25 protein-coding genes and 1 tRNA gene are annotated in these 26763 nt (G+C 65.8%); 12 read left to right on the top strand and 14 right to left on the bottom strand.

Translation table 11 applies throughout. The annotated features are described in order from the left end of the window. Nucleotides 1–99: 99 nt before the first annotated feature. On the bottom strand, nucleotides 100–2568 hold the full coding sequence (rho, locus tag AC1X6S_RS10460; RefSeq protein WP_483405684.1) for a transcription termination factor Rho: 2469 nt from the start codon (nucleotides 2566–2568) through the stop codon (nucleotides 100–102). A gap of 346 nt (nucleotides 2569–2914) precedes the next feature. Between rho and AC1X6S_RS10455 the strand changes: the two genes are divergently transcribed. Together AC1X6S_RS10455 and AC1X6S_RS10450 are read left to right on the top strand one after the other, a co-directional pair. After that, entirely contained in the window at nucleotides 2915–3160 is a 246-nt protein-coding gene (locus tag AC1X6S_RS10455; protein ID WP_483405683.1) for a hypothetical protein, read from the top strand. Continuing rightward, nucleotides 3157–4158: an SRPBCC family protein gene (locus AC1X6S_RS10450; protein ID WP_483405682.1), complete on the top strand. Its 1002-nt coding sequence runs from the start codon at nucleotides 3157–3159 to the stop codon at nucleotides 4156–4158. Before AC1X6S_RS10455 ends, AC1X6S_RS10450 begins: the two co-directional genes overlap by 4 nt. Nucleotides 4159–4311: 153 nt before the next feature. On the opposite strand, the gene thrB is transcribed toward AC1X6S_RS10450, so the two are convergent. The 7 genes from thrB to AC1X6S_RS10415 form a co-directional block, all read right to left on the bottom strand. After that, entirely contained in the window at nucleotides 4312–5247 is a 936-nt protein-coding gene (gene thrB / locus AC1X6S_RS10445; RefSeq protein WP_483405681.1) for a homoserine kinase, read from the bottom strand. Beyond that, on the bottom strand, nucleotides 5244–6326 hold the full coding sequence (gene thrC / locus AC1X6S_RS10440) for a threonine synthase (RefSeq protein ID WP_483405680.1): 1083 nt from the start codon (nucleotides 6324–6326) through the stop codon (nucleotides 5244–5246). The genes thrB and thrC overlap by 4 nt, the downstream gene beginning before the upstream one ends. Before the next feature lie 2 nt (nucleotides 6327–6328). Beyond that, the gene (locus tag AC1X6S_RS10435) at nucleotides 6329–7639 is read right to left on the bottom strand and encodes a homoserine dehydrogenase (protein WP_483405679.1); all 1311 of its coding nucleotides are present in this window, start codon (nucleotides 7637–7639) and stop codon (nucleotides 6329–6331) included. Continuing rightward, complete coding sequence (gene lysA / locus AC1X6S_RS10430) at nucleotides 7636–9039, bottom strand: diaminopimelate decarboxylase (RefSeq protein ID WP_483405678.1); 1404 nt, start codon at nucleotides 9037–9039, stop codon at nucleotides 7636–7638. The genes AC1X6S_RS10435 and lysA overlap by 4 nt, the downstream gene beginning before the upstream one ends. Before the next feature lie 195 nt (nucleotides 9040–9234). After that, the gene (locus tag AC1X6S_RS10425) at nucleotides 9235–10071 is read right to left on the bottom strand and encodes an LmeA family phospholipid-binding protein (protein WP_483405677.1); all 837 of its coding nucleotides are present in this window, start codon (nucleotides 10069–10071) and stop codon (nucleotides 9235–9237) included. Between the two features lie 2 nt (nucleotides 10072–10073). Beyond that, entirely contained in the window at nucleotides 10074–11741 is a 1668-nt protein-coding gene (locus AC1X6S_RS10420; RefSeq protein WP_483405676.1) for an arginine--tRNA ligase, read from the bottom strand. Between the two features lie 134 nt (nucleotides 11742–11875). Next, entirely contained in the window at nucleotides 11876–12082 is a 207-nt protein-coding gene (locus AC1X6S_RS10415; RefSeq protein WP_483405675.1) for a hypothetical protein, read from the bottom strand. On the opposite strand from AC1X6S_RS10415, the gene AC1X6S_RS10410 reads away from it, so the two are divergent. The 3 genes from AC1X6S_RS10410 (at nucleotide 12069) to AC1X6S_RS10400 (ending at nucleotide 14145) form a co-directional block, all read left to right on the top strand. Then, nucleotides 12069–12500: a hypothetical protein gene (locus AC1X6S_RS10410; RefSeq protein WP_483405674.1), complete on the top strand. Its 432-nt coding sequence runs from the start codon at nucleotides 12069–12071 to the stop codon at nucleotides 12498–12500. The genes AC1X6S_RS10415 and AC1X6S_RS10410 overlap by 14 nt on opposite strands. 73 nt (nucleotides 12501–12573) lie before the next feature. After that, a tRNA-Arg gene (locus AC1X6S_RS10405) sits at nucleotides 12574–12646 on the top strand. An 86-nt stretch (nucleotides 12647–12732) separates the two neighbouring features. After that, the gene (locus AC1X6S_RS10400) at nucleotides 12733–14145 is read left to right on the top strand and encodes an amidase (protein ID WP_483405673.1); all 1413 of its coding nucleotides are present in this window, start codon (nucleotides 12733–12735) and stop codon (nucleotides 14143–14145) included. Between the two features lie 14 nt (nucleotides 14146–14159). On the opposite strand, the gene AC1X6S_RS10395 is transcribed toward AC1X6S_RS10400, so the two are convergent. The 3 genes from AC1X6S_RS10395 to AC1X6S_RS10385 form a co-directional block, all read right to left on the bottom strand. Then, nucleotides 14160–14489: a hypothetical protein gene (locus tag AC1X6S_RS10395; RefSeq protein ID WP_483405672.1), complete on the bottom strand. Its 330-nt coding sequence runs from the start codon at nucleotides 14487–14489 to the stop codon at nucleotides 14160–14162. Between the two features lie 337 nt (nucleotides 14490–14826). Continuing rightward, entirely contained in the window at nucleotides 14827–15414 is a 588-nt protein-coding gene (locus AC1X6S_RS10390; protein ID WP_483405671.1) for an HAAS signaling domain-containing protein, read from the bottom strand. Beyond that, entirely contained in the window at nucleotides 15411–15746 is a 336-nt protein-coding gene (locus AC1X6S_RS10385; RefSeq protein WP_483405670.1) for a PadR family transcriptional regulator, read from the bottom strand. Before AC1X6S_RS10385 ends, AC1X6S_RS10390 begins: the two co-directional genes overlap by 4 nt. A 227-nt stretch (nucleotides 15747–15973) precedes the next feature. Between AC1X6S_RS10385 and AC1X6S_RS10380 the strand changes: the two genes are divergently transcribed. Genes AC1X6S_RS10380 through AC1X6S_RS10370 form a run of 3 tightly spaced genes read left to right on the top strand, consistent with a single transcriptional unit; the run spans nucleotide 15974 to nucleotide 20080 of the window. Then, the gene (locus AC1X6S_RS10380; RefSeq protein ID WP_483405669.1) at nucleotides 15974–17296 is read left to right on the top strand and encodes an MFS transporter; all 1323 of its coding nucleotides are present in this window, start codon (nucleotides 15974–15976) and stop codon (nucleotides 17294–17296) included. Further along, nucleotides 17293–19089: a glycoside hydrolase family 2 protein gene (locus AC1X6S_RS10375; RefSeq protein ID WP_483405668.1), complete on the top strand. Its 1797-nt coding sequence runs from the start codon at nucleotides 17293–17295 to the stop codon at nucleotides 19087–19089. Before AC1X6S_RS10380 ends, AC1X6S_RS10375 begins: the two co-directional genes overlap by 4 nt. Beyond that, the gene (locus tag AC1X6S_RS10370) at nucleotides 19076–20080 is read left to right on the top strand and encodes a DUF2804 domain-containing protein (RefSeq protein ID WP_483405667.1); all 1005 of its coding nucleotides are present in this window, start codon (nucleotides 19076–19078) and stop codon (nucleotides 20078–20080) included. Before AC1X6S_RS10375 ends, AC1X6S_RS10370 begins: the two co-directional genes overlap by 14 nt. A gap of 5 nt (nucleotides 20081–20085) precedes the next feature. Here AC1X6S_RS10370 and AC1X6S_RS10365 read toward each other — a convergent pair whose 3' ends face one another. The 3 genes from AC1X6S_RS10365 to AC1X6S_RS10355 all read right to left on the bottom strand — a co-directional run bounded on the left by AC1X6S_RS10365 (nucleotide 20086) and on the right by AC1X6S_RS10355 (nucleotide 23039). Beyond that, entirely contained in the window at nucleotides 20086–20928 is an 843-nt protein-coding gene (locus AC1X6S_RS10365) for a DUF3097 domain-containing protein (RefSeq protein ID WP_483405666.1), read from the bottom strand. A gap of 584 nt (nucleotides 20929–21512) precedes the next feature. Next, nucleotides 21513–22025 (bottom strand): class I SAM-dependent methyltransferase, encoded by a 513-nt coding sequence (locus AC1X6S_RS10360; RefSeq protein WP_483405899.1) that lies wholly within the window; start codon nucleotides 22023–22025, stop codon nucleotides 21513–21515. A 492-nt stretch (nucleotides 22026–22517) separates the two neighbouring features. Then, nucleotides 22518–23039 (bottom strand): NUDIX domain-containing protein, encoded by a 522-nt coding sequence (locus tag AC1X6S_RS10355; protein WP_483405665.1) that lies wholly within the window; start codon nucleotides 23037–23039, stop codon nucleotides 22518–22520. A 138-nt stretch (nucleotides 23040–23177) separates the two neighbouring features. Between AC1X6S_RS10355 and AC1X6S_RS10350 the strand changes: the two genes are divergently transcribed. The 4 genes from AC1X6S_RS10350 to AC1X6S_RS10335 all read left to right on the top strand — a co-directional run bounded on the left by AC1X6S_RS10350 (nucleotide 23178) and on the right by AC1X6S_RS10335 (nucleotide 26762). Continuing rightward, complete coding sequence (locus AC1X6S_RS10350) at nucleotides 23178–23753, top strand: hypothetical protein (RefSeq protein ID WP_483405664.1); 576 nt, start codon at nucleotides 23178–23180, stop codon at nucleotides 23751–23753. 78 nt (nucleotides 23754–23831) lie between these two features. Further along, nucleotides 23832–24398: an alpha/beta fold hydrolase gene (locus AC1X6S_RS10345; RefSeq protein ID WP_483405663.1), complete on the top strand. Its 567-nt coding sequence runs from the start codon at nucleotides 23832–23834 to the stop codon at nucleotides 24396–24398. Continuing rightward, on the top strand, nucleotides 24395–24532 hold the full coding sequence (locus AC1X6S_RS10340) for a hypothetical protein (protein WP_483405662.1): 138 nt from the start codon (nucleotides 24395–24397) through the stop codon (nucleotides 24530–24532). The genes AC1X6S_RS10345 and AC1X6S_RS10340 overlap by 4 nt, the downstream gene beginning before the upstream one ends. Before the next feature lie 136 nt (nucleotides 24533–24668). Beyond that, complete coding sequence (locus AC1X6S_RS10335) at nucleotides 24669–26762, top strand: TPM domain-containing protein (RefSeq protein ID WP_483405661.1); 2094 nt, start codon at nucleotides 24669–24671, stop codon at nucleotides 26760–26762. Nucleotide 26763: the final 1 nt, after the last annotated feature.

Raw genomic sequence — 26763 nt, 5'->3', positions numbered from 1 at the left:
GTTTCATCCTGCCATCTGTCCCACGAGAAAACCCGCCTGCCCCGGGCAAACGACCCTCGGGGGGCCGAACGCTCGAGGCAAACGGGTTCGTGAACTCAGCTAGCGGTGATCGCGGTCGTGACCCGAACCGGAAACCGGCTGGGGCATCGTCTTCTGCATCTGAACGAGGAATTCGACGTTCGACGAGGTTTCCTTGAGCTTGCCGAGGACGACCTCGAGTGCCTGCTGCGGGTCGAGGCCAGCGAGGGCACGACGCAGCTTCCAGGTGACCTTGACTTCGTCTGCACCGAGCAGCATCTCTTCACGGCGGGTGGACGACGCGTTGACGTCGACGGCCGGGAAGATGCGCTTGTCGGCCAGCTGGCGCGACAGGCGAAGCTCGGAGTTGCCTGTGCCCTTGAACTCTTCGAAGATGACCTCGTCCATCTTGGACCCGGTCTCGACGAGCGCCGTGGCGAGGATGGTGAGCGATCCACCGTTCTCGATGTTGCGCGCGGCGCCGAAGAAACGCTTCGGCGGGTACAGAGCTGATGCGTCGACTCCACCGGAAAGGATCCGGCCCGAGGTCGGTGCAGCGAGGTTGTACGCGCGTCCGAGGCGGGTGATCGAGTCGAGGAGCACAACGACGTCGTGACCGAGCTCGACGAGACGCTTCGCGCGCTCGATGGCGAGTTCGGCGACCGTCGTGTGGTCTTCAGCTGGGCGGTCGAAGGTGGAGGCGATGACCTCACCCTTCACCGTGCGCTGCATGTCGGTGACCTCTTCGGGACGCTCGTCGACGAGGACAACCATGAGGTGAACCTCGGGGTTGTTGATCGAGATGGCGTTGGCGATCTGCTGAAGCACGATCGTCTTGCCGGCCTTGGGCGGCGCAACGATGAGTCCACGCTGTCCCTTGCCGATCGGAGCGATCAGGTCGATGATGCGCTGCGTGAGCTTGCCCTGCTCGGTCTCGAGACGGAGACGTTCCTGCGGGTAGAGCGGGGTGAGCTTGCCGAACTCGACGCGGTTAGCAGCCTCTTCGACACTCTGGCCGTTGACGGACTCAACCTTGACGATCGCGTTGTACTTCTGGCGCGCGTTGCTGTCGTTCTCGCGCGGCTGGCGGATTGCACCGACGACGGCGTCGCCCTTGCGCAGGTTGTACTTCTTGACCTGGCCGAGCGAGACGTAGACGTCGTTCGAACCGGGCAGGTAGCCCGTCGTGCGCACGAAGGCGTAGTTGTCGAGAACGTCGAGGATTCCGGCGACGGGCAGGAGCACGTCGTCGTCGGCGATTTCGGGCTCGAAGTCGGCCGAGTCGGTTCCGCCACGGCGCTTGCGGTCGCGGTAACGGTTGCGGCCGTTACGGCCACCCTCGTCATCGCGCTCGAGCTGGCGGTTGCCCGCGTTCCGATCGGAATCCTGGCGGTCGGAGGCAGGCGCACGATCGGCGTTGCGCTCGTTGCGCTCGTTGTTCTTGTCGTTGCGGTCGGCGTTCCGGTCGCGGTCGTTACGGTCGGCGTTCCGGTCGCGGTCGTTGCGGTCGGCGTTCCGGTCGTTACCGTTACGGTCAGCGTTCCGGTCGTTACCGTTACGGTCAGCGTTCCGGTCGTTACCGTTACCGTTACGGTCAGCGTTCCGGTCGCGATCAGCGTTCTTGTCGCCGTTGCGGTCGTTGCCGTTGCGCTCGTTACCGTTGCGCTCGTTGCCAGCGCGGTCGTCATCGCGGTTGGCGTTGTCGCCACCGCGTCCACGGCCACGTCCACGGCCGCGGCCCTGGCGCTCGCCCTGCGACGAATCGGCCTGCGATGCATCGGTGTCGGTGTCGGTGTCGGATGCCGCGTCAGCGTCAGCCTCGACCGTCACGTTCTCCGCACGGTCGGCGTTTTCGGTGCGGTCGGCGTTCTCGGCGCGGTCAGCCTTGCTGCCGCGTCCGCGCCTGTTGTTCTTGCGGCCTGAACGCTGGGATCCGCTCTCGCGGCCCTCAGCCTGTCCGTCGGCTGCCTGTGCATCAGTTGCCTGCGCGTCAGTTGCCTGCGCGTCAGTTGCCTGGGCGTCGGTCGCCTGTGCCTCGACGGGAGTTGACTCACCCTGGGCCGATTGCGGTGCTTCCACCGGAGCGACGACGGCGGCGTCCGCCACCGGAGCATCCGGAATGAGTGGTGCACCGTCGGAGTTCACGTGACCAGCAGCCTGAACGCGCTCGCCCGCTTTGGTGGCACCGGTGGAGGCGCGACGCGGCGCGCGCTTCCTGGTGACAGGAGCTGTCGGCTCCTCGGCGGGAGTTGCCTCCGTCACAGCAGGAACCTCAACCGGTGAGTCCTGCGCGACAACTGCGTCCGGCGCGGGGACCTGGGTTTCGGGGGCATGCTCAGCCGAGGCGGCCGACGCGGCCGGAGCCTCGCCGTTTACCTCGGGAGCGGAAGCGGCCTGGGCCTCGGCAATTCTCTCCACGAGTTCTCCCTTGCGAAGTTTGGATGCGCCCTGAACGCCCCATTGGCTGGCAAGCAGCTGCAGGTCAGAGACCTTGAGGGACGAGAGGTTTGCGCCTGATTCCGTATCAAGACGGATGTTGACGTTAGTCACTAAAAGTGGGTTCCTTCCCCCTGATCCACGTCGAGCGCGTCAGGAGAGCTCATCTTCAGCTGTGGCGGAAGTCAGATTGACTGGCGCCCTGTCTGCTCTTCGAACCGAAGATCACAGGCACACTGCCGTTGCGATGGCGATGGGTTTGCAGAAATGACCCGAAGGCCAGATTTGCCTTATCGGCTTGCCTGTCGGGATGCCTCCCACTCTAGCACCCGGCAGGTAAACAGCGTCACTGTCACGCCGTGTCGCGATTTGGCCCCAGTTCGGGCGACCACAACGATGCGCTGCACTGAGTTAAGCAACTGGGGTTGCTTAACTCCTACAAGCAACATAGGTTGCTTACATGGAAACCGAGACGCTCGCCGCGACGGCGGCGAACACGACGGACCCCCGTGTGGGCCTGCGCGCGATTGTTTCCCTGCGCGCCCTCGCTGATGCACTTGAACTCAAGCAGGTTGAAGCCGCTCTCCGCGCCGGAATGAGCTGGCTTGAGATCGCAGACGCCCTCGGAGTCACCCGCCAGGCGGTTCACAAGAAGTACGCAAAACGCGTAGACCCCTCGATTCCCGTACCCAGGAGGACCCAGTGAGCTCGTTCACCACCGCCGCAGCGACGATCCAGACGCTTTCGTTGGCCGCGATGGAAGAGGCGTCGCGACGCGGGCAACGCAATGCTGACCTCGAGGACCTCTTCATGGCGCTCGTTCTGAGCGACCAGGTCGCCGGCAAGGCACTTCGCACAGCAGGCATCACGCTCGATCGTGCCAGAGCTGCCGTCGATGCCATGCACTCGGACCAGTTACGTCGCATCGGTGTCGCGATCGACCAGCCGGAACCGGGTCGCATTGTCTTTCACGAGACCCGCGGCTATGAGTGGACGCCGCGGGCACTCACCCTGCTCAAGCGCGCCGGCGATAACGGTTCTGGAGACGCAGCCGCCGTGCTGCGCGAGCTGATCGCCGAGCCCAGCGGACTCATCGATGACCTTCTCGCCCGGCTCGACCTCTCGGCGGCCCAGGTCGAGGCCGCGCTGACGACCGAGGAGCCGAATCCCCCGGCGCAGCGACCGGCCGGCACCGCGGGAATGCCACACTCCGTCACTGGCCACACCGAAGCCTTCGTCCCCGCGAGTGTCGAGACGGTCTGGGCGCTGCTCGCGGATCCCCTGCGCATGCCCGAATGGAATCCGAGTGTCGGAGCGATCGAATCCGACGGCGATGACCACACCGACACGCCGACCGTTGGCGACAGCTGGCTGGCCATCACCCCCACCGTGCACCCCGACGGCAAACCGGCACGCGTAAAGAGGGAATACCGGCGACGGCGAGTGCAGCTTGTCGACTCAGCCGAACCGGTTCGGATCGCCTGGCGCACGAGTTACCCGGACGCCACACGTGGCAATGCGAACGTCCTGTCGATCGAACTCGCACAAGCACCCGGCGGAACCCAATTGCGGTTGGCGATGTCCTGGGCTCGCTCGAGCGGCTGGCGCGGCGTTGCGCGCTGGCCGCTGCGCCCGCTGCAGCGGTTCCTGGCCTGGCTCGGGCTGGTGCAGATCGGCGGAGTGATTAGTCGGGTTTTTCGGTGAATGGGGGCACGCAATCGCGCCTCGGTTCAGTGTGCTTGAGGGAGACGCGCGACCAGGCACGGGTTCGGTTTGAGTGTGGTTGAGGGGACGCGCGACCAGGCACGGGTTCGGTTTGAGTGTGGTTGAGGGAGACGTCTCGTTTTTGAGGTTGCCTTAGTTGGGGCTGCCGCCTTTCGCTTCGCTTCGCGAAGCGCCCTTCACATCCACGGCGAGGAAGAGGGCGTCCCATTCGGTGTCGGACTCGCTCGCCAGGAGTTCCGCCGCCTCGAGCCGCTGCCCGGGGCCGTCAGCGAGCACCAGGATCGACGGACCTGCGCCAGAAACGACAGCCGCAAAACCGTGAGCTCGGAGCGCAAGGACCAGACGGTAGGTCTCCGGCATCGCGGATGCCCGGTAGTCCTGGTGCAGTTTGTCTTCCGTCCCCGCGAACAGGAGTTCGGGGCTCTGCGTGAGCGCAGCGATCAGCAGCGCCGATCGCGAAACGTTGAAAACGGCATCCGAGTGCGGAACGTTCTCGGGCTGGAGGCTCCGCGCGAGCTTCGTCGACAGTGTGTGCTGCGGGACAAAGACGAGCGGCGCGACACCGCGGTGCACGGTGAGCTTCTTGTGCTGTGGACCGGTCGGCTCGACCCACGCGATGGTGAGCCCGCCGAACAGTGCGGGCGCCACGTTGTCCGGGTGCCCCTCAAGCTCGGTAGCCAGCTTGAGCAACTGCGAATCGTCGATGTCGACGATTCCGTCGAGCAGGCCCTGGGCCGCGACGATCCCCGCGACAACCGCCGCGCCAGAGGACCCGAGGCCGCGACCGTGCGGAATGACATTGCGCGCAACGACATCGACCCCAGGAACGTCCTGACCGAGGGCACGGAACGCGTAGGCCATCGACGAGACCACGAGGTTGGTCTCGTCCGTCGGAACCTCGCCGTCGCCGACACCGATGACCTCGACCGTCGCACCCGGTTCATCGCGAACCGTGACGGTGACCTCGTCGTACAGGCTCAGCGCGAGGCCGAGGGTGTCGAAGCCCGGCCCGAGGTTTGCACTCGTGGCCGGTACCCGGACGGTGACGCTTCGACCGGCCAGGCTCACGCCGAACCCTTGGCCAGCCCGAGAACGCTCGCGACCTCAGTGACGTCGACGGGGACGATCGTCGGGGTGATGTCTCCCCCGTCGGCGTTGCGAAGAGCCCACTGCGGGTCCTTGAGCCCGTGACCAGTGACGGTGAGCACAACAGTGGCGTCGGCAGGGACCTGACCCGCTTCTGAGCGCTCGAGCAATCCGGCAACACTGATGGCGGATGCCGGCTCAACGAAGATCCCGACTTCCTGCGACAAGATGCGCTGCGCCTCGAGGATCTTGGCATCCTCGATGGCCCCGAAGTAACCGTCGGTCGCCTCGCGCGCAGCGAGAGCGAGCTCCCACGACGCGGGGTTGCCGATGCGGATCGCGCTCGCGACGGTCTCGGGGTGCTTGACGATCTCCCCGGTGACGAGCGGTGCGCTGCCGGCCGCCTGGAACCCGAACATGCGCGGAAGCTTGGTGGAGATGCCGCGCTCGAGCTCTTCGGTGTAACCACGGGTGTACGCGGTGTAGTTGCCCGCGTTGCCGACCGGGATGAAGTGGAAGTCGGGTGCGTCCTCGAGCACCTCGACGATTTCAAACGCCGCGGTCTTCTGGCCCTCGATGCGGTCGTTGTTGACCGAGTTGACGAGGTGGACCGGGTAGTTCGCGGCGAGTTCACGCGCCATGTCGAGGCAGTCATCGAAGTTGCCCTGCACCTGGATCAGCTGCGCGTTGTGCGCGATGGCCTGGGCCAGCTTGCCCATGGCGATCTTGCCCTCCGGCACCAGAACAGCCGCGGTGATGCCGGCGTGGGTCGCGTAAGCAGCAGCCGATGCCGATGTGTTGCCGGTCGACGCGCAGATGACGGCCTTTGCTCCGGCTTCGACGGCCTTGGAGACCGCCATGGTCATGCCGCGGTCCTTGAAGGATCCGGTCGGGTTCATGCCCTCGTACTTGACCCAGACCTTTGCACCGGTTCGAGCCGACAGTGCTGATGCGTAGATGAGCGGGGTTCCACCCTCACCGAGGCTGATGATCGGGGTCTTGGCCGTTACGTCCAGGCGGTCTGCATACTCGTGCAGAACTCCGCGCCACTGCTTCGCCATTACTAGACTCCTTCAACTCGTAGAACACTGACAACTGACTCAACCACACCGGACGCGTTGAGCGCCGTGACGGTGGACTGGAGAGCTCTTTCCCTGGTGGCATGCGTGCCGATGACGAGGAACGCCGTCGGGACGTCCTCCGTCGATTCGATGGTCTGCTCGACAGTCTCGACCGAGACGCCGCCGTCGGCGAGAACCGTGGCGACCTCGGCAAGAACACCCTGGCGATCATCGACCCTCAGGGTGATCTGGTACTTGGTGACGACCTCGCCGATGGGAAGGAGCGGAAGGTCGGCGTGGGTGGACTCACCGAGACCGGGACCACCGGCGACGTGACGGCGGGCCGCGGAAACGAGGTCGCCCAGCACGGCGGACGCCGTCTGAACTCCCCCGGCACCTGCGCCGTAGAACATGAGGGGCCCGGCAGCTTCAGCCTCGACGAAGACCGCGTTGTTTCCGCCGTGCACAGCGGCGAGCGGATGTTCACGGCTCACGAGGGCGGGATACACGCGTGCGGAGACGCCCGATGTCCCGTCTTCGGCGGTGATGCGCTCCGTGATGGCGAGCAGCTTGATCACGTAACCGGCCTTCCTGGCCGCCTCGATCTGCTCGGGTGTGATGTGCTCGATACCCTCGCGGTAAACGCCCTCAGGGTCGACACTGCTGTGGAACGCGAGGCTCGCGAGAATGGTCGCCTTCTGGGCTGCGTCGTAGCCGCCGACGTCGAGAGTGGGGTCGGCCTCGAGGAACCCGAGCTCGAACGCGGTCTTCTGGGCATCCTCCATGCTGTCGCCGAAGCGGTCCATGCGGTCGAGGATGAAGTTCGTCGACCCGTTGACGATGGCCAGGATCCGGTTGATGTTGTCGCCGGCAAGGCTGTCGCGCAGCGGCCGGATGATCGGGATGGCGGCAGCGACAGCCGCCTCGTAGTAGATCTCTGCCCCGACCTGCTCCGCCTGGGCGAAGAGTTCGGGACCGTGGGCGGCGAGCAGCGCTTTATTGCCGGTGATGACATCGGCCCCCGAGTTGATGGCGGAGAGGATGTAACTGCGCGCCGGCTCGATGCCGCCCATCAGTTCGATGACGATGTCTGCCCCGACAATGAGGGACTCGGCGTCGGTGGTCAGCAGTTCGCGCGGCAATTCCACGTCGCGCTCGGCGTCGACGTTGCGGACGGCAATACCGGCCAGCTCGAGCCTGGCTCCGACACGGGCGGCCAGTTCGTCGCCGTTGGCGAGAAGAAGCCTCGCCACCTGCGAACCGACGGACCCGGCGCCGAGCAGCGCCACCCGAACTGTGCGGTATTCAGTCATCGTGCATCCAATCCGGCGTCGCGCGCCAGTAGGTCAGCCTCGGTTTCACCGCGGACGATAACCCGCGCTGTGCCGTCTTTCACGGCGACAACGGGCGGTCGCCCGAGGTAGTTGTAGTTGCTCGCGAGCGACCAGCAGTACGCTCCCGTCGCCGGGACAGCGACGAGGTCGCCCGGTGCAACGTCGCCGGGGAGGTAGTCGTCCGAGACGACGATGTCGCCTGATTCGCAGTGCTTTCCGGCGAGACGGATGAGGACCGGCTCTGCGGCGCTCGTCCTGCTGGCGATCCGCACGGAGTAGTCGGCACCGTAGAGCGCTGGCCGGACGTTGTCGCTCATTCCGCCGTCAATGCTGACGTAGCGTCGCGTCGCCGTCGTGCCGGCATCCGTGATCAATTCGACGTCTTTCGTCGTACCCACTTCATAGAGGGTGAACCCGCTCGGGCCGATGATCGCGCGACCCGGCTCGAATGCGACGAGAGGAACAGGGATCTCGAGGCGCGCACACTCCGCGGCGACAATGCCGGCGATCGCGGCGGCGAGGTCGTCGATCGAATCGGGATCGTCAGCCGTCGTGTACGCGATGCCGAAGCCGCCGCCGAGGTTGAGCTCTGGCACCGGTCCCGCCGTGAGCAGTTCCCTGTGCACCGCGAGCAACCGTGCCGCGGACTCGGCAAAGCCGTCAGCACCGAAAATCTGTGACCCGATGTGGCAGTGGAGACCGAGGAATTCGAGGGAGTCGAACGAACGGATGTCGGCGACGGCATCCGCAGCATGCTCGAGTGGCAGCCCGAATTTCTGGTCCTCGTGCGCCGTTGCGAGGAAGTCGTGGGTGTGCGCGTGCACACCGCTGTTGACCCGGAGCCGGACCGCCTGACGGCGACCGTGCCTCGCCGCGGCATCCGCAACGCGCGGTATCTCCTGGAGGCTGTCGATCACGATCGCACCCATTCCCACGGAGACGGATCTGTCGATCTCAGCGAGCGACTTGTTGTTCCCGTGGTGACCGAGGCGGGATGCGTCCACGCCGGCGGCGAGGGCAACGGCGAGTTCTCCCTCCGAGCAGACGTCGATGTTGAGGCCGGCTTCGGTGACCCAGCGTGCGATCTCGGTGGAGAGGAACGCCTTACCCGCGTAATAAACCTTTGCTTTCGACCCGATCGCTTCGAACTCGCGGGAGAAGGCGGCGAGCACATGGCTGGCCCGTTCGCGGGCATCGGCTTCGTCGAAGACGTAGACGGGCGTTCCGAACGTCTCGGCGATCTCCGTGGCCGGAACGCCGGCAACCGTGAGCGCTCCGCTGTCATCGCGGCCGATGTTTCGGCTGAACACCGCTGGGGAGAGGGAATTGGCGTCGTCGGGAACCGCCAGCCACGCGGGGGCGAGTGGGTGAGAAGCCACGGCAGAAACCAATCGTGCGGGTGATGGAGTACCGCGTGAGGGTGCGGTGGAGACTCCCAAATCCTACCGAGAAGTCCTCAGGGTGCGGGAATCGCGAGCGTCAGCAAATTCTGGCACGGGCCGTATGCGCTGCCGGGCATCCAGCTCGTTGTTGGGAAGGGCATCAGCTCGTTACCCTGGCGGCCTGTGGGGGCATCACACCGGATCGGGGCAGGTGCCGCGCGCTCGCAGCGACTCACCATTGAGGGTGAAATCCCTTGCGCGGAGGTTGAGTGTCGCTCTCTCCGGAGTGACGTCGATGCTCGTGATCGTTACGCCAACGGGCAAGCGGTCGGCGACGCAAATGCGCACGGGCTGGGCCCCGAGTATCCGTTCGATCAGACCTGAGACGTCGAGCGACCCGACATCCGACGTCACTGTAGCGGCCACCGGAGTGGCAAGTACGTCGGTTCCGTTGGGTGACAGCGTCGCCTCGACGAGGTACCCGAGGGTGAAACCAAGAATGGATGCCGAATCCGCGTAACTGACGGTGCCATCGCCGAGTGCCACCTCCGCGTCGTTCCCCGGGAGCGTGAGGAGTTCGTTGATCGATCCTGGTCCGAGGCTCACCGTGGCGTCGATGTCACCGACGGGCTGCTTGAGGTCGAGCGGCACGTCTGTCGCGACGAGCGTGAAGTCGGCGGGGCTGCCATCCACCATGGCGTCATCACTCGTCAGCGTGACTTTGTCGAGGCTGCCCGAGAAGATCTGGAACAGCACCCACTCCCCCGCAATGTCCACATCCACTTCAGCATCGACCGCTGAGGGCAGGCTGGATTCGACAGCGACGGCGATCGCGTCCGTCGCGATGCCCTTCGTGACGTTCTCGGCGAGAAACAGCCCGCCGATCGCGAGAGCGATCACCGCGGCGACGATCAGCACAACGGCAATCCACCGTGCGGTGCGGTTTTTCCTGCGCGGCGGCTCGGAATCCTCGGTCACGGTTGCACGGCTGCTCAGCGTCTCCCAGCCGTCGATATCCGAGGAGGTCATTGCTACATCCTGTCTGGAGCCGTGACGCCGAGGAGGTCGAGACCGTTGCGGATGACCTGGCCTGTGGCGTCGTTGAGCCACAGCCTCGAGCGGTGCACGTCGCCGATCGGTTCGTCTCCGAGCGGGATCACCCGGCAGTTGTCGTACCAGCGGTGGTACAGACCCGCAACTTCTTCAATGTAGCGGGCAATGCGGTGGGGTTCGCGAAGTTCTGCGGCCTGGGCGACAATTCGCGGGAATTCCTGCAGTGCGCCGAGCAGGGCGGACTCGGTCTCGTGGTCAAGCAGTTCGGGGGCGAACGCCGACCGGTCGACACCCGCAGCCTCGGCGTTGCGGGCAACGGAGCGCGTGCGGGCGTGTGCGTACTGCACGTAGAACACCGGGTTGTCGTTGCTGCGCTTCTTCAGCTGCTCGGGGTCGAGCGTGAGCGGCGAGTCTGCCGGGTAGCGCGCGAGCGAGTAACGCAGCGCGTCAGTTCCGATCCAGGCCTGCAGGTCGTCGAGCTCGATGATGTTGCCCGCTCGCTTGGAGAGTTTGGCGCCGTTGACGCTCACGAGCTGCCCGATCAGAATTTCGATGTCGGTGTCCGGGTTGTCGCCGGCAGCACCGGCAAGCGCCTTGAGCCGGTGCACGTAGCCGTGGTGATCCGCGCCGAGCAGGTAGATCTTGTGCTCGAAACCGCGGTCGGACTTCGAGAGGTAGTAAGCGGCATCCGCTGCGAAATAGGTGTAGATGCTGTTGCCGCGACGAATGACGCGATCCTTGTCATCACCGAAGTCGGTGGTGCGCACCCAGACGGCGTCGTCCTCGTCGAAGACGTGGCCCTGCGCGCGCAGCCGGTCGACGGCCTCGTCGATGGCGCTCAGTCCGGTGTCCGGGTTCTTCGCGTGAAGTGTGCGCTCCGAGAACCAAACGTCGAAGTGCACGTTGAAGCTCGCGAGCGACTTCTCGATCTCGGCGAGCTGGAGCTTGTATGCAAGTTCCCTGGCGGTGGCGAGGGCTTCGGCCTCGTCCTTCTCGAGCAGGTTCGGCTCAAGCTCGAGCACCTGGCGACCGAGTTCGGCGATGTACGCTCCGGGGTATCCGCCCTCCGGCGTTGGCTTGCCCTGGATGGCGGCGAGCACGGAGGCACCGAAGGTGTCCATCTGGCTGCCAGCGTCGTTGATGTAGTACTCGCTTGCGACGTTTGCTCCGGATGCCTTCAGCACGCGGGCGATCGAGTCACCGAGCGCTGCCCAGCGGGTGTGGCCGATGTGGAGCGGGCCGGTTGGGTTAGCCGAAACGAACTCCAGGTTGATCGCCCTTCCGGCCTGCGACTCGTTGCGGCCGTAGGCGTCAGCCTCGTCAACGATCTTCTTCGCGAGCGCTCCCGCCGCCGCTGCGTCGAGGCGCACGTTGATGAATCCGGGTCCGGCGACCTCGGCGGTCGCGACGCCGGGGACGTCGGCGAGTGACGCAGCGAGCTGTGCGGCGAACTCGCGGGGGTTCGTCCCGAGTCGCTTGGCCAGTTTCATCGCCACATTCGATGCCCAGTCGCCGTGGTCGCGGTTCTTCGGGCGTTCAAGAACGACGTCTTCCCGCCGGATCTCGGCGCTCGATCCCTCGCGGTGACTCTCGGCGAGTGGGAGGATGAGGTCGAACAGGGCAGCGGAGAGATCGTCAGGGGTCACAGAGTCAATTCTACGGCAGCGCCCGTGCCTCACCCTTCGGACCCCCGACGCACCATCCGGCATCATCGTCGGAGCACGCGTGGCTTGGTATCTTTTGTACATCCTCACAGAGAGACATCCATGGCCACCTCGCTTCAGTTCCCCCGCTCTTCCCGTTCCTTCGCGCTGATCGTCGCCGTATCCGTCGGCGCTGTCATGCTGACGGGATGCACCCCGGACGCTGAGCCTTCGAGTTCCGCGAGCCCGACCCCGAAGCCGAGCTCAAGCGAGACGAGCGAACCGACTCCGACACCGACCGCGACGGTTCCGCCAAGCGAGACACCGGTCGTGAGCCAGCCCATCGGCGCGTCGTGCGACCAACTCATCACCGCCGACGACATGTACGACTACAACCCGAACTTCAGCCTTGTAGCCGACGGTGCACCGAACCCGGACACCAAGCCGGGCAAGATTGCCGGCATGAACGGGCTCACGTGCCAGTGGGTTAACAACACGAGCAAAGACACCATCGATATCGCAGTGGCCAAACTCAGCGATGACGAGCTCACAGCGCTGAAGAACGTCGCCATAACGGAGAGCACTCCGGTGCCGACCTATGGCGCGCCGCCCATCGAGGGCTACTTCACGGTCATCGATTCCCAGGGCGAAGCGCAGATCTTCACGGGCTCCTACTGGATCGCGGCACGGTCGACGACGTTCTTCGAACCCGGCGACGTTGAGCAGCTGGCCATCGCGGCGATGCAGAATCTTCCGGCGTAGCTCCTCCACGATCGAAACAACCGTCGGACGCGGGCAATCGGCGCGCTGAAATTCTGGTAGTTTTGAGTTGTACGCCTTCGTAGCTCAGGGGATAGAGCGTCGGTTTCCGGTACCGCAGGTCGGGGGTTCGAATCCCTCCGAGGGCACATAGAGAAAGACCCGGTCAGCTTGAATTTCAGGCCGACCGGGTCTTTTGTTTCGTTAGTGTGATCCACGAGTCAAGGGAGTCCGTGTGCAGCTGCGAGAGTACTCAGCGCTCGACGCCACAGGCGTTCGCGAACTGATCGCGGCCGGTGAGGTGACCGGTGCCGAGGTTGAATCTGTTGCCCGCGAGGCAATCGCAGCAGTGAATCCCGACCTCAATGCTCTGACGCTGGAACTCTTCGACCCCGCACTCGACGCCGACGCTGCCGGTGTTCTCGCCGGCGTGCCGTTCCTCATCAAGGACAGCGGTCCGTTCGCGCGGAATATCTCGTTCACCCTCGGTAGCCGGAGCATCAACCGGGCCTTTGCAGCGGTCGACCACGAACTCATGGCCCGGTTTCGCCGGGCAGGGATCGTTGCCCTCGGCCAGACCACGGCACCGGAGCTGGGTCTCACTTTCGCCACGGAGTCGCGTCGGTATGGGATCACGCGCAACCCGTGGTCTCTCGATCGGGGCGTCGGCGGCTCGAGCGGCGGAAGCGCTGCACTCGTCGCGGCTGGCGCCATTCCACTCGCGCATGCCAACGACGGCGGCGGTTCGATTCGCATTCCCGCGTCGAGTTGCGGACTGGTCGGTCTCAAGCCCACGCGCGGCAGGACCCCGTCGGGCCCGCTTGCCGGCGAGGCTGGGTTCGGCCTCATCACGGAGTTCGCGCTCACCCGCACCGTGCGCGACACCGCTCTTCTCCTCGACGCGGTGAGCGCACCGACCGTCGGCGAGAAGTACACGTCGCTCGCACCGCGGCATCCGTTCGTCGACAGCACGCAACACGATCCGGGACGCCTGCGAATCGCACTGCAGTCGACTGCGTGGTCGGATGCCACGGTCGACGAGACCGTGCGGCTCGCGACAGTGCGCGCGGCCGAGACCCTCGAGTGGATTGGGCACACAATCACCGAGGCAATGCCTGCCCTCGATGCTGACGACCTGATCGAGGGCGAAATGCTCGCCGTGTATTCGACCGGTGGCGCGATGCTGCGGGCACCACGGCGGCCGGATCCGGCGCTGCTCGAGGGTGTCTCGCGACGCGTGCTCGAGGAGGCTGCACGAGCGAGCGCACTCGACATCCTGGCGTCGATCGACGCCCAGCATCGGGTGACCCGCTCAGTCGCCGGGTTCTTCGAGACGTTCGACCTGCTCGTCACGCCGACCATCGGGCAGTTGCCGGCGCCGCACGGAACCCTCGACTACGACAACGACAGGTACTCCGCCCGCGAGTGGCTCGCCAGAATTTCGGAGTACGGGCCGTTCACCGCAGCGTTCAACATCTCGGGCAACCCGGCGATCAGCCTGCCCCTCGGCGAGAGCAGGGAATCGCTGCCGATCGGTGTTCAGATCGTGGCCGCGCACGGTCGTGAAGACCTGCTTCTCGCCGTTGCGGCCCAGCTTGAGCAGGCGATGCCGTGGCGCGAGCGGGTGCCACCGATCTTCGCGGACTGAGACAGGCGAACCAATCAGCGTTCGGCTGTGGCAAACCCGTTCGAGGACGTGTCGTCGAGGATCTGGTAGTTGACCCGGGTTCCGCGGTCGACATCGAGACGCCAGGTCCGCTGCCAGGGCTTGTCGGCGGGCCCGTAGTTCATCACGATTCGGTCGTAAGCCTTGCCCTGAACGCGTCGTCCGACGACGTAGCCTGGCGCTCCCGGGCTACTGGTGGACAGCGTTGCGATGTATTCGTCATCGTTCAACGCCGGGGGCGTAACGTGCTGCTGCGAGACGTGTTCTGCTGAGATGTTTCCCAGGAGTAGCGTCGCTTCGGTCATCTGGGGGTAAGGGCGTGACAAGGGTTCTCCTGTTATTCGGGTGTGAGCTTCTGTGTGCCGCTTCCGCGACACGACCGACGGGCGCCTGGCCTCTGCCTTCAGGCTTTGAACATCTGGCTGTGTTGCCAGGCACGGCGCCGCAGCGCATTCGGGCGCGTGCGGCCGTCTCCGGTCCGACGTTGCTCGGCGTCTGATGCCGCTGATCCCACCGATTCGGGCGGCGGATCAACTCGCTGCACCCGGGTGGAAATCTCTCAATCCGCGCACCGGGCGCAGCATTGAGCGGTCGTTCCGTATCTTCCAGAGTACACGGTTGTTTTGACTAACTCAAAACAACGGTGGCGGGGTGTGATCGCTGTCAGGCGAAAACGCGCCCCCTGGCGCGCCAGAGCAGCCAGATACCGACGACGATCGTCGACGGCACGCCAATCAGGAAAACGTGCCAGCCGGACAGCATCCCGAACACCATCTGGCCGTTGGGCTGCCCGAGTGCCGAGCCGATCGCGGCAACGATCATCGCGAGAATCGCCGCGCCAGGTATGGCCAGCGTGGCCACCCACTTTTCCCACCGACGCCATGCCGACGACATCCACATCATGACCATGCCAACGATCCAGCCGGCGATCGGCACGATGAACCCGCCGATCCCGACGAGCAACGCAGCGGTGATGGCGAAGCCGCGTGACGCGCTCAGCGTGCTCGCCGGCGCCTCGAGAACGACTGGTTGCGCCCGAACCGTGCCCATGGCATCCCGCGCCTCGGCGGCGATGAAGACGGGATCCCCGAGTTCCTCGATGCGCGCGGATGCCGTTCCGGCATCGAGCCCGGCCAGTTCCTCTTCCACGCCGGAACGGATGTCGCGGGCGAGCTCGGCGGGCATGCCCTCGAGTGCCGAATCCAGCTGGGCGAGGTAACTGCGAACGACCTGCGGGGTCTGTTCAGTCATGGACGGGGGTTCCCTTCGATGAGATGTTGCACCGTGTCGCGGAACGGTGCCCACTGCTGCCGGAACGCGTCGAGGCGCTCTTCTCCCGCTGCGGTCAGCCGGTAGTACTTGCGCACGGGGCCTGCGTCGGAGGCCTCATCGAACGAGATCACGAAGCCCTTCTCGCGCAAGCGACCGAGAACGGGATAGAGGGTGCCGATGCTCGCGATCATGCCGGCCGCCGTCAGCGTTTCGGAGAGCTGCCAGCCGTACATTGGTTCGCGCGACAGCAGCCCGAGCACGCAGTACTCGACCACGCCCTTGCGCAGTTGTGCACCAACGTCCGCTGTCATGTTCACAAGCTAGCTTGCATGGCAAGCTAGTGCAAGAAGTTTTACTCAACGGCTCCCGCCGCCGACGGGTTTGCAGGAGATCGCACGGTTGTCAGGGCGATCCCGCCACGAGCATCCTGATAATCGTGCGACCTCCTGTTTCGCGGCCGTCCGCGCGGTTACCGCCGCCCGCCGATATGATCAGCGGAGGCCGTCTCAGGCCGGATTCCCCGATGATGAGGACCACGATGACTACGACGCCCGTCACCGGCATACCCGGGTCTGCCCAGCGCACTGCGCCAGCGCTCAGCGGTCGGGTCTGGACCTCGATCGTGCTCGTCGGCCTCGTCGGGCAGCTCGCGTGGACCATCGAGAACATGTACCTCAACGTGTTCGTCTACGACACGATCACCGACAACCCGACAGTCCTCGCGCTCATGGTTGCGGCGAGCGCCGCCAGCGCGACCATCGCCACCATGCTCCTCGGCGCGGCGAGCGACCGGGTCCGCCGGCGCCGCGAGTTCATCGCGATCGGGTACGTGCTGTGGGGGCTCATCACAGCGGCCTTCGGTTTTCTCAGCGTTGACGGCATCCGGGAGCTCGCCGCTGTCGGTGATGCCGTCGTTCTCACCGTTCTCGCGGTCATTCTCCTCGACTGCCTCATGAGCGTGATCGGGGCGGGTGCCAACGATGCGGCGTTCAACGCCTGGGTGACCGAGTCGACGGTGCCCGCCAACCGGGGTCGGGTGGATTCGGTGCTTGCGATCCTCCCACTCCTGGCGATGCTCATCGTGTTCGGTGCGCTCGACGGGTTGACTCAGGCCGGTGCCTGGCGCGAGTTCTTCCTGCTCATCGGTGGCGCGACCAGCCTCGTCGGCGTCGTCGCGTGGTTCCTCGTCCGCGACCCGGTGACCGTCTCGCCCCAACCCGGCGGCTACTTCTCCGCCGTGGTCGCTGGCCTCCGACCGAGTGCCGTTCGGCAGAACCCGACGCTCTACGTGACGCTCGTGTGCCTCGCCATCGTCGGCACGAGCACGCAGGTCTTCCTCCCTTACCTCATCATCTACATCCAGCGCACCCTGCGGATCGACGGCTACGCCATTGTTCTCGGAACCGTGCTGGTGACGGCATCCGTTCTCAGCGTTCTTGGCGGACGACTCATCGACCGATTCGGCAAGGTCCGGTCGATCCCCCCTGCCGTCGCCCTGCTCGCGACCGGCCTGGTCCTCATGTTCTTCGTGCGGGACATGGTGCCGGTGATCCTCGCAGGGATCGTGATGATGACCGGGTTCATGCTATCGATCGCGGCACTTACCGCGACGGTGCGGGACCACACTCCGACCGATCGGGTCGGGAGCGTGCAGGGACTCCGGATGATCGCGGCCGTGCTCATTCCGATGGTCGCCGGTCCCTTTCTCGGCGCAGCAGTAATCGTCGGCGCCGCCGAAACGTACGTCGACCTCGGCGTCGAGAAGCAGGTCCCGACGGCGTGGATCTTCCTCGCCGCAGCGGCGGTGCTCCTGGTCGCGATCCTCCCTCTCCGAGCCTTGAAAAGGAGAACAGCAGCATGAACCTGACCACGATCGAGGGCGATGCGCTCGACGAGAACGCGATCCTCCCCGAGTACCCGCGGCCGCAGCTGGTGCGTGACAGCTACCTCAACCTCAACGGCCGGTGGCAATACGCGATCCGCGCGAGGACCGACGACGAGGCCGAACCGACCGAGTGGGACGGGCCGATCCTCGTGCCCTTCTCCCCCGAATCGGCGCTCTCGGGCGTCAACCGCCAGCTCGCCCCGGACCAGACGCTCTGGTACCGGCGCGAGCTCGACCTGCCCTCCGATTTCAATGTCGGCCGTCTTCTCCTGCACTTCGACGCCGTCGACTCGGAGTGCGAGGTATTTCTCAACGGCGCATCCATCGGTTCGCACGTCGGCGGGTACCTCCCGTTCTCGATCGATGTGACGGATGCCGTCGGCAGCGGCAGCGCGACGCTCACCGTTGCCGTTCACGATGCGTCGGACACCGTGCCGGCGTCGCACGGCAAACAGAAGCTCGACCGCGGCGGCATCTGGTACACCGCCCAGTCCGGGATCTGGCAGACAGTGTGGCTCGAATCCGTGCCGGAGGCTCACATCGAGCGCCTCCAGCTCACGCCGCAGCTCGAGGCTGGCGCCGTCGAGGTCACCGTGGTCTCCGATTCGGATTCGCCCGCAACGGTCGTCGTCACCGCCGAGGGACAGACGGTGGCCGAGGCGACGGTGCAGGCCAACTCCCCCACCCGGATTCCCCTCGGTGCAAACGTGCGCCCGTGGAGCCCCGAGGACCCGTTCCTCTACGACGTCCGCGTCACTCTCGGCACCGACGAGGTCACGAGTTATGTGGGCATCCGCTCGTTCGGCACCGGCACGGACGCCGACGGCGTGCCGCGCCTGCTGCTCAACGGGAAGCCCTACTTCCACGCCGGAGTACTCGACCAGGGCTACTGGCCCGACGGTCTCTACACCGCGCCATCCGACGACGCACTGATCGCCGACATCCGCACCATGAAGGATCTCGGCTTCACCATGTTGCGCAAGCACATCAAGATCGAACCGCTCCGCTGGTACGCGCACTGCGACCGGATCGGCATCCTGGTCTGGCAGGACATGGTCAACGGCGGCGCGCCCTATCGCCCAGCCGTGATCACCCTGCCCGCCGCAACTCCCGTTCGGTTCAGAGACGACCGTTACGACCTGTTCGGGCGAGCGGATGCTGCCGGGCGCGCCGAGTTCCGCCGCGAACTTCACGAGACCATCGAGCTGCTGTCGAACGTCGTGAGCATCGCCATGTGGGTGCCGTTCAACGAGGGCTGGGGCCAGTTCGACGCGCGAGAGATTGCCGACGAGGTCCGGGCACTCGACCCGACGCGCACCATCGACCACGCGAGCGGCTGGCACGACCAGGGCGCTGGCGATGTGAAGAGCCTGCACGTGTACATCCGGCCGTTCCGGATGCGACGCTCGTGGCGAGAGGACGGCCGCGTCGTCGTGCTCTCGGAGTACGGCGGGTACAGCTACCGCGAGCCGGGGCACGCGTTCAGCGACAAGGAGTTCGGCTACCGGCGCTATCGGTCGCACGCCGAGCTCGACGCCGCATTCGAGCGGCTGCACGACGCTGAGGTGATCCCGGCCGTCCCGCAGGGACTCTCGGCGACGGTCTACACACAGCTCTCCGACGTCGAAGACGAGCTCAACGGCATCCTGACCTACGACCGCCGGATCGTGAAGCTGACCCCGGATGTTGTCCGGCGCGTCAACGCGCGGCTTACGGCGGGCAACACCCAAACACCCCGAGAGGACCCACCCGCCCATGCGCGAGAGTGAAATCACCAGGCCCGTCGCGCTGACCGGTCCGGACGGGCGGCTGAACCCCGCCGCTGTCGGCTTCACACGGACGCCACTCCACACCACCGACGGCATCGGTAAGTTCGGTCGCGGCTGGGGAAGGAACAAACGCTGGGAGTACTGGGCGGTCACAACGCCCACCCACATTGTCTCGGTCACCGTCTCGAGCCTCGACTACGCCTCGGTGCACGACCTGTGGCTCTTCGATCGTGAGTCGCAGGACGTCATCCACACCGGCGTGATCCGACCGCTCAGCGGGAGTGTCACCCTGCCCGGCACCCTCGGCGGCGGACCGGCGCGAGTGCGCACGCGCCCGTTGCAGGTCGAGATCACCGAGGAAGACGGCGGAACCCGGCTCCAGGCGGACACCTCGCTCGTTCACCTCGACGTTCTGGCCGCGAGGCCCGAGGGCCATGAGGCGCTCGGTGTTGTGGTGCCGTGGTCGAAAACGCGGTTCCAGTACACGGTGAAAGACGTGGCGCGGCCGGCATCCGGCACGATCCGGATCGACGGCGCCGCAATCGACATCCCCCGCGGGGCATCCTGGGCGACCCTCGACCACGGCAGGGGCCGTTGGCCGTACTCGATGCACTGGAACTGGGCTGCGGGTTCCGGGGTCTGGGACGGACGGGTGATCGGGCTGCAGCTCGGCTCCAAGTGGACCGACGGCACCGGGTCGACCGAGAACGCCCTGTTCGTTGACGGGCGGATGAGCAAGATCAGCGAGGAGTTGACCTGGGAGTACGACACCGAGAACTGGCTCGCGCCGTGGCATATCTTCGGCGACTCCGGCGACATCACCTTCACCCCGTTCTATGACAAAGTGTCGGCCACCGACCTCAAGGTCTTCTCGTCGTTCGGGCACCAGTGTTTCGGGACGTTCAGCGGCTGGCTGCTTGATGACACCGGCAACCGCGTCTCGTTCTCGGGGATCACGGGCTGGGCGGAAGACGTCCGCAACCGCTGGTGACCGGGTTACGGGGTCGGCGCCGTCACGAAGTCGATGAGTTCCTCCACCCGGCCGAGGAACGCCGGCTCAAGGTCTGAGTAGTTGCGCACCCGGCCGAGGATCGCCTGCCACGCCCGGGCGATGTCAGCCTGGCTCTCGTTCGGCAGGCCGAGGGCGGCGCAGATGCCCTTCTTCCACTCGATCGACCGCGGAATGTTGGGCCATTCCTTGAGCCCGACGCGCGCCGGCTTCACGGCCTGCCAGACATCAATGTAGGGGTGACCAACGATAAGAACGTTGCCCCCGTGTTTTCCGCGCATCACGGCATCCGCGATTCGGGTCTCCTTGGAACCGGGGACGAGGTGGTCAACGAGCACCCCGACCTTGCGAGTCGGGGTTGGCGCGAAGTCGGTGATGATGGCGGCGAGGTCATCGATGCCGCCGAGGTACTCGACGACGACGCCCTCAACGCGCAGGTCGTCGCCCCAGACCTTCTCGACGAGTTCGGCGTCGTGCCTGCCCTCCACGTAGATGCGGGAGGGAAGCGCGACGCGTGCCCGTGAATCCTCCACGGCGAACGAACCCGAGGCCGTGCGGGTCGGACCAGGGGCCTTCTTCTTCGGCACCGTGAGGATGATCGGCTTGCCCTCGAGCAGGAACCCGGGGCCGAGCGGGAAGACGCGGCGCTTGCCGTGGCGGTCTTCGAGCTGCACGGTCTTGCCCTCGATACCGGTGACGGCACCGCACCAGCCGGTCATCATTTCTTCGACGACGAGGTCGGGTACCGCTTCGTGCTCTTCGGGTGGCGGGGTCTTGCTCTTTCGCCAATCGGTGGCGAGGACATCGCTTCCGTACGGGTCATAACTCACGTCGTCAACGGTAGTCGCGGCCGGTGACGGCGAGCGGATGCCACGCTGCGGTTCGGTTCTTCACGGAGCTACAGCGGGGCTGGTTACGGGCGCGACACGCCCGTAGCGCTGGGTAGCAGTCGCCACTCACCTGCCGCGCCGTGGTGTTTCGGGAGGAGAATCGCAGGGTCCGCGCACCTCTGGCGCTCCGACCCCCGGATCTACCTCCCGAAACGACACCACTGGCATCCGCTGGCATCCGCTGGCCGGTGACGGCAAGTGGATGCCACACACCTACCGCGCCGCCCCTCTCAGTGTTTCGGGAGGAGAATAGCAGAGTCCGCGCACCTCTGGCGCTCCGACCCCCGGATCTACCTTCCGAAACGACACCACTGGCATCCGCTGGCCGGTGACGGCAAGTGGATGCCACCCGCAGCGTCGATCAGCGAACGCACGGCGACCTGTCCGTGAGCGGATTCGCTCACGGAAAGTTGGCCTGTTCTCCCCGCGAACTCATTGGCCTGATGACGGGCATCCTGTATTTGTTTGCATCAGCCCTCGCGATGTCGATTTAACCAATCGATGCCCGCGTCGTGATCCCGCGATTACTGCGCCGGGCGCGACACGATCAGCCGAAGCGAGCCGCCAAAGGTCGGCGCGCTGCGGAGTGCACCGTGGCGGGCGTCCCATGCGCCGGAGTCGAGATCGGCCCGCAGCGACGCCTCAAAGCGCTTCCCCACTGATGGCTCGACGAAACTCCACGCAGAGTTCGCCAGTCGCGCACCGGGGTCCAGCAGCGCCTCGGGCCGACCGTAATAAGCCTCACCGAACCCGTCGGTGCAATCCAGAGGAATCGGAATCGCGGATACCTCAACGGTTCCGCCGAGCGCGTCGGCAATGTCGGCGATGCTCGGATATCTGCTGGCCTCGGTCGCGATGACCTCCGGTGCGTATTCAGACAGCCAGGAACGATCGAGGGCGGTCGGATCGCACGTGAGAACGACGACGGGGCCCGCAGTGACACGGCGCAGCTCGCTCAGCCCGGCGCGGAGGTCCGCCCACTGATGGACCGTGAACGACGCCAACGCCGCGTCGAAAACAGCGTCCTCGAACGGCAGCGCCTCGGCCGTCGCGTTGATCGCGGGGCGAGCGTGCGTGGTCGCTGTGCGCGCATTGTCGCGCTCGGCTCGACCGGCGTTACGTCACGGTCGATCGGTTCATACGACCCGGCACCCGCGCCAACGTTGATGATCGTGTGTGCTCCACCGAACGCTGCGTTAATTGCCGCCACAATTCGGGGGTCCGGCTGGCGGTATGCCGTATAGCCCTCACCGATCGCGCCGTAGTTCGCGTCGCCGGCGCTTCCGTCGGACTGTCGATCAGTCATGCGACCTCCCTGGAAGCGTCGTCCTGCCGCGCCGCCCTCTCAGCGTTTCGGGCGGAGAATCGCAGAGTCCACACACCTATTGTGCCCCGACCCCCAAATTTACCGCCCGAAACGACGCAGCTGGCATCCGCCCCACCTGCGTCACCGCGCCCTATGGGCGCTGACACATCAGAGTGACGGAAGCGGCCGTCGCTCGGCGGCCAGCTGCGAAGACCAGGATCGGTCAACGGGCGACTCCTTCACGCTCACGCAACTCCGCAACGAAACGTCTCATCACTCGCGCGTCGTCGAGGTGGAATGTGCGCCAGTCGTCATCGATGGAGACCCACCGTGCAGGTTGCCCGGGTTCGGGGCGGAGGGCCGCTTGGGTGTCGGCGATCGCCCAGTACGAAAGGCTCAGCGTCACAGGCCAATCCGACCGGTACGAGCGCACCGCGGCGAAGGCCGGTCGCTCCCCGAGGTCCAGGTCGAGTCCCGTCTCTTCGGCCAGTTCCCTGCTCGCCGCTTCTCGAGGAGTCTCACCGTCCTCGACCCGACCACCGGGCGGCACAAGTCCCCGCCACCGGTGCTCAACGACGAGCACGCGGTCAGAGTCCGGCGAGAAGACCCAGACATCGGCGGCCAGCGGATGCTGGTCAGCCATCCACTCAGATTGGAACCAGGCCAGGACTCCGGCTTCCGAGAGGTGTGCCGCGGCGATATCGTCGCGCGCCGCATCGGCAACGCGCACCGAGCCATCAGCCAAGCCGCCCTCCCCCCGTCCGCCGTCGCTCGTTAGCCTAAGGCCCGCACCCGATATGCCGCCTCCTGTATGCAGAGGCAACCCGCAGGATCTGCTGCCACGGCGAGGCGGGTGAAACGCGGGCGGCGATAGTCTGCTGGGGTGACTCTTCCATCGACCCGGCCCATTGGACCGTCCGCTGCGACGATGGCCGATTTCTGGCGGTTGGCGGCAATTACCATGTCTGCCCAGCTCCTGGCTACCCGGAAACAACGCGCACTTTTCGTTGCCGTGGTGATCGGGGCGGTCGCCCTCGCCGTGTCTTTGGGCTCTCTCGCGCTTTTACTCGACGCGACCTGGGCCCTGGTGATCGGGGCGGTATACATCGCAGTCCTCACCATCTCTATCGTCGGTGCCGTTCTCCTGCACGCGGCGTGGCGGCTGCTGGACCCCAAACGTTTAGTGTTTCTGTCCTCCACCCGAGGCGCGTCTCTGGATGTGCGATTCAAACGGAGCGTGATGTCCTTCGACAATCACGGGCGACTTCCAGGTGACTCATCAGCGGCCGCGTTGCGAGCGCAGGTTGCGAACTGGGCTGGCACTCTTCCTCATCACATTGATGTGAGAGCGCAGAATTCGCGGGTCGCCGACCTTTATGCGAAGCAGTTCCCGGAGCTGGCACCGGCGAACCCTGACGTTTTCGGCCGTGTCCAGATGAGCGGCCGTCCCACGCGCTGATCGCTTTCGCAATGCTGGCACCGCTGGCATCCGGACCCCCGTTCCCCTCACCGAGACGCGTCACTACGATCTCGGAGTATGGAAACCCGAATACGCGGAGTCCTCATCTCATACGCCGAGCACGGAGACGGCATCCCCCTGGTCGCCCTTCACGGTGCCGGCGTTGACCACCGTGACATCGAAGCGGCAGTTGAAGCCGTCGTCCCTGCGGCTGGTTACCGCCGGATTTATCCCGATCTGCCGGGAATGGGTCGCTCGACGGCCGAGGGCCTCACCAGCAATAGTGACGTGGTTGCCCTGCTCGCCGACTTCATCGACCAGATCTCTGGCGGACCTGTCCTTCTCGCCGGACATTCTTACGGCGCCTACCTGGCCCGCGGAGTCGCTGCACGGCGCCGCCCTCTCAGCGTTTCGGGCGGAGAATCGCAGAGCCCACGCACCCATTGCCCCCCGACCCCCGGATCTACCTCCCGAAACGACGCCACGGGCATCCGCGCCAGCGTGAACCCGAGCAGCGGGCGTCGCTGCGCCGCGCCGCCCTCTCAGGGGCTCGGGCGGAGAATCGCAGAGCCCGCGCACCCATTGCGCCCCGACACCTGGATCTACCTCCCGAAACGACGCCACTGGCATCCGCCCCCACCGTGAACCCCAGCGACCGACCGATTACTACCCCCGCGGTCATCGACGGCGCAGGCCACGCCCTGATGCACGAGCGCCCGCAACTCCTCGGAGTACTCATCGAAGACTGGCTGGACCGCGCCTCACGTCGCGACGCCTGAGGCATCCGTGGGATGAACGAGCACCCGCCTACCACAACCTCGCGCGGGTTACCCAGGGGGCCTCGTTCTCTGGACTCCCTCAGTGACCGAACAATAGACTCGCACCGTACCTCCAACCCCAACCGAAGGTGAGCCGATGCGGGCACGCTCGATCTGGGGCGCTGTGACACTCGCGGTCGCCGTCGTCCTTGGAACCCCAGCTCTTGCGTCTGCAGCTGAGCCCGTCATCCTCGGTGATTCGCGGGTCGTCGATGACTCGGGGGTTCTCGATTCGAGCGGAACCCAGTCGATCGAGACTGCAATCGACACACTGCGCTCCGAAACCGGCGCCGACCTCTGGGTCGTCTACGTCGACACCTTCGAAGACCCGAGCGACGCCGCCGAGTGGGCCAACACCACGGCGGAAAACAACGGGCTCGGTCCGAACCAGTACATCCTCGCGGTCGCCACAGAGGCCCGTGTGTACTACCTCTCCGGTGACTCCGGTGGACCGGTCACCGACGAACAGCTGGGTGAGATCGAACAGCGCCTCGTCCTCCCCGAGCTCTCCGACGGCAACTGGGCAGGCGCGGGCGTTGCCGCCGCCCAGGGGCTCACCAACGCGATCAACGGTGACGCTGTGACGGATGCTGTTGGCACCGGCGGTGGCGGCGGCCTGTCCGGCGGCACCGTCTGGATCATCCTTCTCGTCATTGCAGCGATCGCTGTCGTCCTGGTCATCGTCCTGATGCGGCGCCGCAAGAAGACCCCGGCCGTCGATCCGCGCGCTGGTGAGCCAGCCGAACTCGCGGCGATCTCCACCGAGGACCTCGATCGCCAGGCCGGCAGTGCCCTGATCGAGACCGACGACGCCGTGCGTACAAGCGAACAGGAACTCGGCTTCGCCATCGCCCAGTACGGCGAAGAGTCGGCGGCTAAGTTCCGTGAGGCCATCGCGACGGCAAAGACCACCCTCTCGCAGGCCTTCACGATCAAGCAGCGTCTCGACGACGCCGAGCCCGACACGGAGCAACAGGTTCGCGCCTGGAACGCCGAGATCATCCGCCTCTGCGCGAGCGCCAACGACGCCCTCGATCGCGAGGCTGCCGCATTCGACGAACTGAGGCAGATCGAAAAGACTGCACCGGATGCCGTCAAGCGGCTTCGCTCCGAACTCGAGCGTGTCTCTCAGCGCAGGCCCGCTGCAGAGGCAACGCTTTCCACGCTCTCGGGCCGCTATAGTCCCGCCGCTCTCTCGGCTGTCGCCGACAACGTGGAAGAGGCCGACGAGCGGCTGCGGTTCGCAGCGACAGGACTCGATGCCGCGGATCAGGACCTGACGGAAGGTGACCTCTCAACCGCGGCCGTCGGCATCCGTGCTGCCGAAGAATCGATCGAGCAGGCGGGAATCCTCCTCGACGCCATCGACCACGCTGCGGCTGACCTGGCGAAGGCGGAAGAATCGATCCGCGCCCTGGTCACCGAGCTCGAGAACGACCTGCAGCTTGCCCGCTCGCAGCCCGACCCGGAGGGCTCGCTCGCGAACGTCATCGGCGCTACAGAGGGAATCCTCGCCGAGCTCGGCGCCGATCGTTCGGCGGGCCCATACTCGCCTCACGAGCTCGTCCAGCGACTCGAAGCAGCGGACTCGACCATCGACAGCGTGCTCACCCAGGTCCGTGACGCGGAAGGCCAGCGCCGGCGCACGCAGTCGATGCTCCTGCACTCCCTGACGAGTGCGCAGGATCAGGTCGCGGCAGCCCAGGAGTACATCACGACCCGTCGCGGCGCGGTCGGAGCCGAGGCCCGCACCCGCCTCGCGGAGGCTGAACGCAACCTCGGCCTCGCCATGCAGTCGCGGGAATCCGACAGCGAATCGGCCCTCATCTACGCGCAACGAGCCAACGAACTCGCCCGGCAGTCGATGCAGTATGCCCAGAACGACGTCAGTGGTTACGGCACAGGTTTCGGTGACGTGATGGGCGGTGGCGGCAGAGGCTCGAGCGACGGCTCCATGGGTGCGATTCTCGGCGGCATCCTCATCGGCCAGGTGCTCGGCGGTGGCGGTGGCGGCATGTTCGGCGGTGGCGGTGGCGGCATGTTCGGCGGGGGCGGCGGAAGCTCGCGCGGCCGTTCCGGTGGCGGCGGCTTCGGTGGCGGCGGCTTTGGCGGCGGCAGGTCAAGCGGTCGCAGCGCGGGAAGTTTCGGCGGGAGCGGTTCACGCTCCCGACGAGGAGGCGGCCGGTTCTAAC

Source organism: Mycetocola sp. Y442 (assembly GCF_056898615.1).
This window is presented reverse-complemented; position numbering and strand designations above follow the sequence as displayed.